Annotated in this window: 8 protein-coding genes; 7 read left to right on the top strand and 1 reads right to left on the bottom strand. The window is 59.0% G+C overall.

Features of this window, described 5'->3' with window-relative positions; genetic code table 11:
* The first annotated feature begins 347 nt into the window (after window positions 1-347).
* A complete protein-coding gene (locus tag BF99_RS0117035) occupies window positions 348-725 on the top strand; it encodes a hypothetical protein (protein WP_156013425.1) in 378 nt (125 codons plus the stop codon).
* A 100-nt stretch (window positions 726-825) separates the two neighbouring features.
* Here the strand turns inward: BF99_RS0117035 and BF99_RS22215 are convergent, their stop codons facing one another.
* On the bottom strand, window positions 826-1,629 hold the full coding sequence (locus BF99_RS22215) for a VOC family protein (RefSeq protein ID WP_025772040.1): 804 nt from the start codon (window positions 1,627-1,629) through the stop codon (window positions 826-828).
* A 518-nt stretch (window positions 1,630-2,147) separates the two neighbouring features.
* Here BF99_RS22215 and BF99_RS0117020 point away from each other — a divergent pair.
* The 6 genes from BF99_RS0117020 to BF99_RS0116995 all read left to right on the top strand — a co-directional run bounded on the left by BF99_RS0117020 (window position 2,148) and on the right by BF99_RS0116995 (window position 8,055).
* Entirely contained in the window at window positions 2,148-3,437 is a 1,290-nt protein-coding gene (locus BF99_RS0117020) for an ABC transporter substrate-binding protein (RefSeq protein WP_197019202.1), read from the top strand.
* Between the two features lie 131 nt (window positions 3,438-3,568).
* On the top strand, window positions 3,569-4,429 hold the full coding sequence (locus tag BF99_RS0117015; protein ID WP_025772036.1) for a carbohydrate ABC transporter permease: 861 nt from the start codon (window positions 3,569-3,571) through the stop codon (window positions 4,427-4,429).
* Window positions 4,430-4,433: 4 nt separating this feature from the next.
* Window positions 4,434-5,264 carry a carbohydrate ABC transporter permease gene (locus BF99_RS0117010; RefSeq protein ID WP_025772035.1) on the top strand — a complete coding sequence of 277 codons (831 nt, stop codon included), beginning with the start codon at window positions 4,434-4,436 and terminating at the stop codon, window positions 5,262-5,264.
* A complete protein-coding gene (locus tag BF99_RS0117005) occupies window positions 5,261-6,124 on the top strand; it encodes an SDR family oxidoreductase (protein ID WP_081759332.1) in 864 nt (287 codons plus the stop codon). Before BF99_RS0117010 ends, BF99_RS0117005 begins: the two co-directional genes overlap by 4 nt.
* A 9-nt stretch (window positions 6,125-6,133) precedes the next feature.
* Window positions 6,134-6,991: an ion transporter gene (locus BF99_RS0117000; RefSeq protein WP_025772032.1), complete on the top strand. Its 858-nt coding sequence runs from the start codon at window positions 6,134-6,136 to the stop codon at window positions 6,989-6,991.
* Window positions 6,973-8,055 carry an ABC transporter ATP-binding protein gene (locus BF99_RS0116995; protein WP_025772031.1) on the top strand — a complete coding sequence of 361 codons (1,083 nt, stop codon included), beginning with the start codon at window positions 6,973-6,975 and terminating at the stop codon, window positions 8,053-8,055. The genes BF99_RS0117000 and BF99_RS0116995 overlap by 19 nt, the downstream gene beginning before the upstream one ends.
* Window position 8,056 lies beyond the last annotated feature (1 nt).

Below are 8,056 nucleotides of genomic sequence, written 5' to 3'. Positions count from 1 at the left end.
GGGTAATATGTTTCATTGTAAGATATCCTGTTCCGGCGAAGATGTCACTGGTTTTTATCGGGGCGGGCGGCATTCCAACCGTTTTCTAAAATCCTTCCCGATTTCGAATCCTTCGATACGCAAAAAACCTGATGAGTGCATGATATGCGCATCGCGCATCGGCGGGTTATGCGGGATTTCGGGGGTTGTTTCGCAAAGTCGTTTCGCAAAGGGCTGCGGGGGGGGAATATCCGCGGTCTGGGGTCATAACGAAGACTTTTTTGAGAAGAATTTCGAAAGGAGGGATGGCTTTGAATCCGACCGGCCCGCGAATCCGGTATCGATACCTTCGACGAATCGGGTTCTTTTTGGTCGTCGGGATCGGCATCGCTTTTCAATGGTCGCCCTTGGGCGATCTGACCAACGACCTGCTGCTCGATCTTCATCGATCCTTGATGAATCGGTGGTGGCCCGCAATCGATCTGCCACCGGCGGAAGGGATGCGCCCCCTGCCGGGGAGCATCTCGCTTTGCCTCGTGATCATCGGAGCCCTGACTTGGTGGGAATCGAGAGAACCTAAGTGGGCTATCGCCTCGTCGGTGGTGGCTCTCGTGGCACTGGGCATGATCTTCGTGATGATGCGACCGGCGGGAACGCTGGTTCCGGCTTCCGGCATCGGATTCGCCATCCTGGCCGGAAGCCTCGGACGCTTGGCATTGGAGGCATCGATCGCCGACAAGCGCTGAGAATCCGCAGATCCGCAAAGCGCGCGTTTGTCGGCGAGTCGAGGCCGCGGATGGGATGCATGCAGACGTGCGATGCCCCCTACCCTGCCAACCCCCCACCCTACCAGTGATTCATGTGCATCAGCATGGAAACGACATTCTCGGTATCGGCGATCACCGCAATGTGGCCGACGGAGATATCGGTCGAGCCCATACAGACCCGCCCGCCGAGCTCCTTGACCTTGGCAAGCGCCTTGTCGATATCGTCCACCCCGAAATACACCCCCCAATGGGAGGGAGTATCGCTCCAATCGTAGGTGCCGTCCCCGCCGTCGCCGACCTTGATGACCCCGGCCACCGGCATCCCACCGACTTCGAAGCGGGTGTAGGGGATGCGGGCGTTCGAATCGTGCACCACGCTCACCCCCAAGACCGCGCGGTAGAAGTCGCAGGCATCGCTCGGATCGCTGGTGGACAGTTCGAACCAAGCAAGGGCTCCCGGCCGCTGCATGGCATGGGCACCGTGGTGGGTCAAGGGCGACCACAGACAAAGCATCGCCCCTTGTCGATCCCGAATGACGGACATCCGCCCGATATCCATCACCGGGAAGGGATCGGCGAGCACCGTTCCCCCTTCTTTTCGCACCTTTTCGGCGGTTGCATCGAGATCGTCGACGGTGACATAGACCTTCCAATGCGGTGGCACATCCTCCCCCTGACAAAGCGCCCCCCCGCAGATCATCTGTCCTTTGTGCATGCAGCAAAGATAATCATCCGGATCTTCGGGTCCGACGGCATCGACCTGCCAACCGAACAGGGGAAGGTAAAACGCTTTGAAGGCCGTCAGATCCCGGGCGGAGAACTCGGCCCAGGAAGGAGCGCCCGAGGGATAGCGCATGACGGCGGAATCGGGTGATTCGGGCATGATGGATTTCTCCTTGACAATGACGATTGGAGATGGCAATCGGCAATGAAACCAGTGGCGATGACTTCGCTCACCGGCACTTTTATCGAGCGGATTATGAGCGATGCGCCAATGAGCGGCCGAGCCGACACGGGGTCGGATCGTTCGCTATCGGGTCCGATATCGGGCTTCGAGCGTTCTTCGAAAAAACTCATGAGGGCCGAACGATCCGATGCGCCCTGGGCATCGCCCATGATCGATCGCCTCTTGGTCGCATACGGGCGATCAACGGTACGACGAAGCCCCGACAAGTGCCGAAAGGGTCGAGATTCTTGTCGATTCGGTGATTGGAAGACCCCTTCGAAGGATCCCTTTACAAGCAAAGCATCAAAATAGAGTATAGAATCCTTACCCGTAGGATATTGCCCTTATCGCGAATCCGTTGATTTTCGGTTTCGAAAACGATGATCGACACGGATTCCTCGTTCGTCTCATAACAACCTCAGAGGAAAGGGATTATGCGATCCATTCGCAACACGATGACAGGACTTGCCGTCGGCGCCACCTGCCTTTGCAGCGCGGCGATGGCCGGAGAGCTGACCGTCGCCACGGTCAACAACGGCCACATGATCGAAATGCAAAAACTCACGTCGCATTTCGAGAAGGCGAACCCCGGGATCACCGTCAACTGGGTCACCTTGGAAGAAGGGGTCTTGCGCCAACGCGTGACCACCGATATCTCGACCAAGGGCGGGCAGTTCGACATCATGACCATCGGGATGTACGAGGCTCCCATCTGGGGCTCTCGCGGCTGGTTGGAAGCCCTTGAATTCGGCGCCGACTACGATGTCGATGACATCCTGCCCGCGATGCGCGGCGGGTTGAGCCATGACGGAACCCTCTACGCCGCCCCCTTCTACGGCGAGAGCTCGATGATCATGTACCGCAAGGATCTTCTCGATGCCGCGGGGATGATGATGCCGGACAACCCCACTTGGGGGCACGTGGCGGATGCCGCAGCGGCCATGACCGACAAGGATAACGGGGTCTACGGCATCTGCTTGCGCGGCAAGCCGGGATGGGGCGACAACGCCGCCTTCCTGACCACGATGGCCAACAGTTTCGGCGCCAAATGGTTCCACCAAGACTGGAAACCGGCTCTTGATAGCCCGGCTTGGAACCATGCGATCAGTTTCTATGTCGATCTCCTCAACAACTACGGCCCTCCGGGATCCACCGGCAACTCCTTCAACGAGATTTTGGCTTTGGTCAACGAAGGCAAATGCGCGATGTGGATCGATGCCACCATCGCCGCTTCTTTCGTGACCAATCCCGAACAGTCGAAGGTGGCCGACAAGATGGCCTTCGCCCAAGCCCCGGTTGCGGTCACCCATCGCGGCGCCAACTGGCTATGGGCATGGGCACTGGCGATCCCCTCGGGCACCAAGCAGGCGGATGATGCGCGCAAATTCATCGAGTGGGCGACCTCGAAGGAGTACATCGAGCTGGTGGCTTCGGTGAATGGCTGGGGCGCAGTTCCCACCGGCACCCGGACCTCGACCTACGAGAACCCGAACTTCCTCGGAGCGGCGATTTTCGCCGAGGCCGAACTCAAGGCGATCTTGTCCGCTGATCCCTCGAACTCGACCCAGGATCCCACTCCCTACACCGGCGTGCAGTTCGCGGCGATCCCCGAGTTCCAAGCGATCGGCATCGCCGTCGGTCAGCAGTTCACCGCCGCCTTGGCCGGAGATATCTCGGTCACGGAAGCGCTGGAAAATGCGCAAGCCGCCGCGGACCGCGAAATGCGCAAGGCGGGTTATTACTGATCGAGGATCGAGCCCGATGGGCCGCTCGACTCGATCGACAAAGCGGTTCATATCCTCACGGGGCGGTGCTGCCACCGCCCCGTGATTCTTGCTGTTTTGCTCGCTAGATCACCTTCGATGCGTATCGCGCCATGACCCGGACCCTTGCAAGGCTCTTGCAGGCCCCGAGCGTGATTCTGCTCCTTTTATGGATGGTCGTGCCGCTGGGCATGACGATCTACTTCTCGACCATCCGCTACCAACTGCTCTACCCCGAACGATCGGGCTTCGTCGGATGGTCGAATTACGAGTTCTTTTTCACCGACCCCGCCTTTTGGCCCGCGATCCTCAATACCCTGACCCTCGTCGGATCGGTGTTGATCATCACCGTCGGGCTGGGGCTTGCCATCGCCTTGTTGATCGACCGCTCCTTCCCGGGGCGAGGCGTGCTCCGGGTGCTGTTGATCTCGCCCTTTTTCATCATGCCCACGGTGAATGCCCTGCTGTGGAAGAACATGATGCTGCATCCGATCTACGGTCTGTTCGCGGTTTTTGCCGGATTTTTCGGATTGGAGCCCATCGAGTGGCTCAAGGACGCTCCGCTGCTCAGCGTGATCATGATCGTCAGTTGGCAGTGGACACCCTTTGCCATCTTGATCTTCATCACCTCCTTGCAAAACTTCGATAGCGAGCAAAAGGAAGCCGCCTTGCTCGACGGCGCCGGATTCCGGGCTCGTTTTATCTATCTGATCCTGCCGCATCTGGCGCGACCCATCGCGGTCGTGATCATGATTCAAACGATCTTCCATCTTTCCATCTTCGCCGAGATTTTCGTGACCACCAGCGGCGGTCCCGGGGTTCAATCCACCAACCTCGCCTTCTTGATCTTCGCTCAGGCGCTGCAGGGCTTCGACGTGGGGGTCGCCAGCGCCGGGGGCGTGCTGGCCATCATCCTCGCCAATATCGTGGCGTTTTTTCTGATCCGGATGATCGGACGCAATTTGGCGGTATGAGGCGATGACCGATCGACAAAAACAGCGCTTGCTTCATCGCTCGATCGTGACCTTGGCGTGGATCATCGGGCTTTTGATGTTTTTCCCCATTTTTTGGATGATCCTGACCGCGTTCAAGACCGAGCAGCAAGCGATATCGACCCCGCCGCTGCTCTTCTTCGAGCCCTCTTTCGATAATTTCCTGCTGATTCAGGAGCGCACCGACTACACGAAACACGCCTTGAATTCGATCATCACCAGCTTCGGGGGCACGGCATTGGCGATGATCATCGCCATCCCGGCGGCCTGCGCGATGGCTTTCAAGCCCTCGCATCTGACAAGAGACGTGCTGCTGTGGATGCTATCGACCAAGATGCTGCCGGCGGTGGGGGTGTTGATGCCGATCTACCTCATCTGCCAGAAATTCGGTCTGCTCGATTCGAGATTCGCCTTGGTTTTCATCTATGCGATGATCAACTTGCCGATCATCATGATGATCCTGTTCAACTATTTTCGCGATATCCCCAAAGAGATCCTCGAAGCCTCTCGCATGGACGGGGCTTCGACCTTCGCCGAAATCACCCAAGTGGTCATGCCGCTGGCCCGGGGCGGGATCGCGGCGACCGCGTTTTTGTCGATCGTCCTTTGCTGGAACGAGGCTTTTTGGTCGATCGTCCTGACCTCCTCCGATGCCGGAACGTTGGTGGCTCTGGTGGCGTCTTTTTCGAGTCCCGAGGGTCTTTTTTGGGCCAAGCTCTCGGCGGTTTCGACTCTGGCTTGCGCCCCGATCATGATCTTCGGGTGGTTCGTGCAAAAGCAGCTGGTTCAAGGAATGACCTTCGGAGCCGTCAAATGAGCCGGGGCGATTCCGTGAATCCCGTGAATCCGGCAAGGCCTGCGGCTTTTGCGGCGGCTCCCATCGACCCCGCCCCCGTCGATCTCGAAGGCAAGATCTGCTTGGTCACCGGAGCCAAAGGCGGGATCGGAGCGCAAACGGCGCGGCATTTCTTGGCGGCGGGAGCCGAGGTTTTGGCGACGGATCGGGATCTCGATTCGAATCTCGATTCGAGCCTCGCATCCGGTCTTGATTCTCGCGCAAAGAGCGCCATCGAATATCGGTCCATCGATTTGGGATCGGAAGACGACTTGGGCCGACTGCACGAGTGGATCGCCGAGAAATCCCCCGATATCGTGTTCAACAACGCCGCGATTTTCGATATGGGATCGATTTTGGAGGCGAGTTTGGATCAGTACGATCGACTCTTCGCCGTCAACGTGCGAGCGATGTATGCGGTGATGCAATCTTGCGCCAGGCAAATGGTCGCCGACGGCAAGAAAGGATCGATCATCAATCTTGCAAGCCAGGCAGGTCATCGAGGGGAGGCATTGGTGGCGCATTATTGCGCGACCAAGGCTGCGGTGATCAGCTATACGCAGTCGGCGGCGTTGGCTTTGGCGCCCTACGGGATTCGGGTCAACGCCATCTCGCCGGGGGTGATCGACACTCCGATGTGGGAAACGGTCGACGGGCTCTTCGCGCAATTCGAGAACAAGCCCTTGGGGCAGAAAAAACGCGAGGTCGGGGCCGCCGTTCCCTTGGGTTTCATGGGATCGCCCGTCGATGTCGCCAGGGTCGCGGTCTTTCTCGCCGGCGATCAATCCTCGTACATGACGGCGCAAACCATCGGCATCGACGGCGGGAATGTGCTGCGATAGGGGGTTTTCATGACCTCGCTTCGATCCCTTCTCGATCATCCGCGCACCGATCGTTGGCTGATGATCCTGATCCTCATCAACGCCGTGGTTTTGGGTCTTGAAACCCACGCCGAGGAGATGCCGCGCATCGGGCCGCTGGCAGCGCCGCTGGGAAACGCCATCCTCGGCATCTTCGCGGTGGAACTTGCGGCCAAGATACTGGTCCATCGGCTCGGTTTTTTCAAAAACGTTTGGAATCTTTTCGATTTTGCGGTCATCGCCATCGCCTTGGTGCCTGCAAGCGGCCCTCTTGCGGTGCTTCGGACCTTGCGCGTCCTGCGAGTGCTGCGCCTGATCACGGTCGTGCCCTCGCTCAAACGCGTGGTCGGGGCCTTGTTCAGCGCCCTGCCCAATATCGGCGGATCCACGGTGCTGCTGGGACTGATCTTTTATGTCAGCGCGGTGATGGCCACCGAGTTCTACGGCGAGACCTTTCCCGAATGGTTCGGCAATATCTTCGCCTCGGCCTATTCGCTATTTCAGATCATGACCCTCGAGGGTTGGTCGATGGGCATCGTAAGGCCGGTCATGAACGAGCATCCGATGGCTTGGGCCTTTTTCCTGCCCTTTATCCTATGCACCACTTTCACCGCGCTGAATCTGTTCATCGGGGTGGTCGTGCAGGCCATGCAGGACGGGGTCCATGCCGATCAACACAAAGCGACCAGCGACAACCAACAAGAAATCCTCGATGAAGTGCGATGCTTGCGTTTGGAGGTCGCCGCGCTGCGCAATGATCCACCGCCTGATTCGAAGAGGGTGAGCGAGGCGCCTTCGGGATCTCGAAACCATCGCTTGGGAGATGAGTCTTGGCCGGACTCGAACTGACCTCGGTAAAAAAATCCTTCGGCGGGGTCGCCATCATCCACGGTATCGATCTGTCGATCCGCTCCGGGGAATTCATCGTCTTCGTCGGCCCCTCGGGATGCGGCAAATCGACCTTGCTGCGATTGATCGCCGGCCTTGAAACCACGCTCGAGGGCAATATCCGCATCGGGGAGCGCGATGTCACCACCGCCGACCCCGGCGATCGCGGCGTCGCCATGGTCTTCCAGACCTACGCCCTCTATCCGCACATGAGCGTGCGGGAAAATATGGGTTTCGGCCTGCGCATGAACGGGGTGGACAAAGACGATATCCGCAAAAGGGTGGATCGCGCCGCCGACATCCTCCATCTGGATCGATTGCTCGAGCGCAAACCGAGCGAGTTATCCGGCGGCCAGCGTCAGCGCGTGGCCATCGGACGGGCCATCGTTCGAGAGCCCGAAGTCTTCTTGTTCGACGAGCCCCTTTCCAACCTCGACGCCGAACTGCGGGTGCGCATGCGCTTGGAAATCGCCAATCTGCACAAGCGGCTCGGGGCCACGATGATCTATGTGACGCACGATCAGATCGAGGCCATGACCTTGGCGGATCGCATCGTCGTGCTCAAAGACGGGCTGATCGAGCAGGTGGGATCGCCGATCGAGCTCTACGACGACCCCGACAATGCCTTCGTCGCCGGTTTCATCGGCTCGCCCCGAATGAACTTTCTCGATGCGAAGGTCGTGGCTGTCGAAGGCGATCACACCACGGTGAGCCTGGTCGATTTCGATGACATCCACGTTCGGCTCGAACTCGAACGACCCTTGGCGGTCGGCAGCGCGGCTCGATTGGGTATCCGCCCCGAACACTTCGATGCCTCGGCCGAGATCGCGCTCACGGTGCCGATCGAGGTGATCGAAAACTTGGGGGGAATCGCCTACGCTTATGCCCGCACCGAGGACGGCAATCCCTTGATCATCGATATCAAAGGGGATCGCAACGTTGTGGAGGGCAAGGACTTCACCGCGCGCTTCGATGCCGCTCGCGCCTATCTCTTCGACCCCGAAACCGGCTTGCGGCTACGCTGAC

Origin of the sequence: Thioalkalivibrio sp. HK1 (assembly GCA_000583135.1) — a bacterium.
In the GTDB taxonomy this organism is placed as follows: domain Bacteria; phylum Pseudomonadota; class Gammaproteobacteria; order HK1; family HK1; genus HK1.
This window is presented reverse-complemented; position numbering and strand designations above follow the sequence as displayed.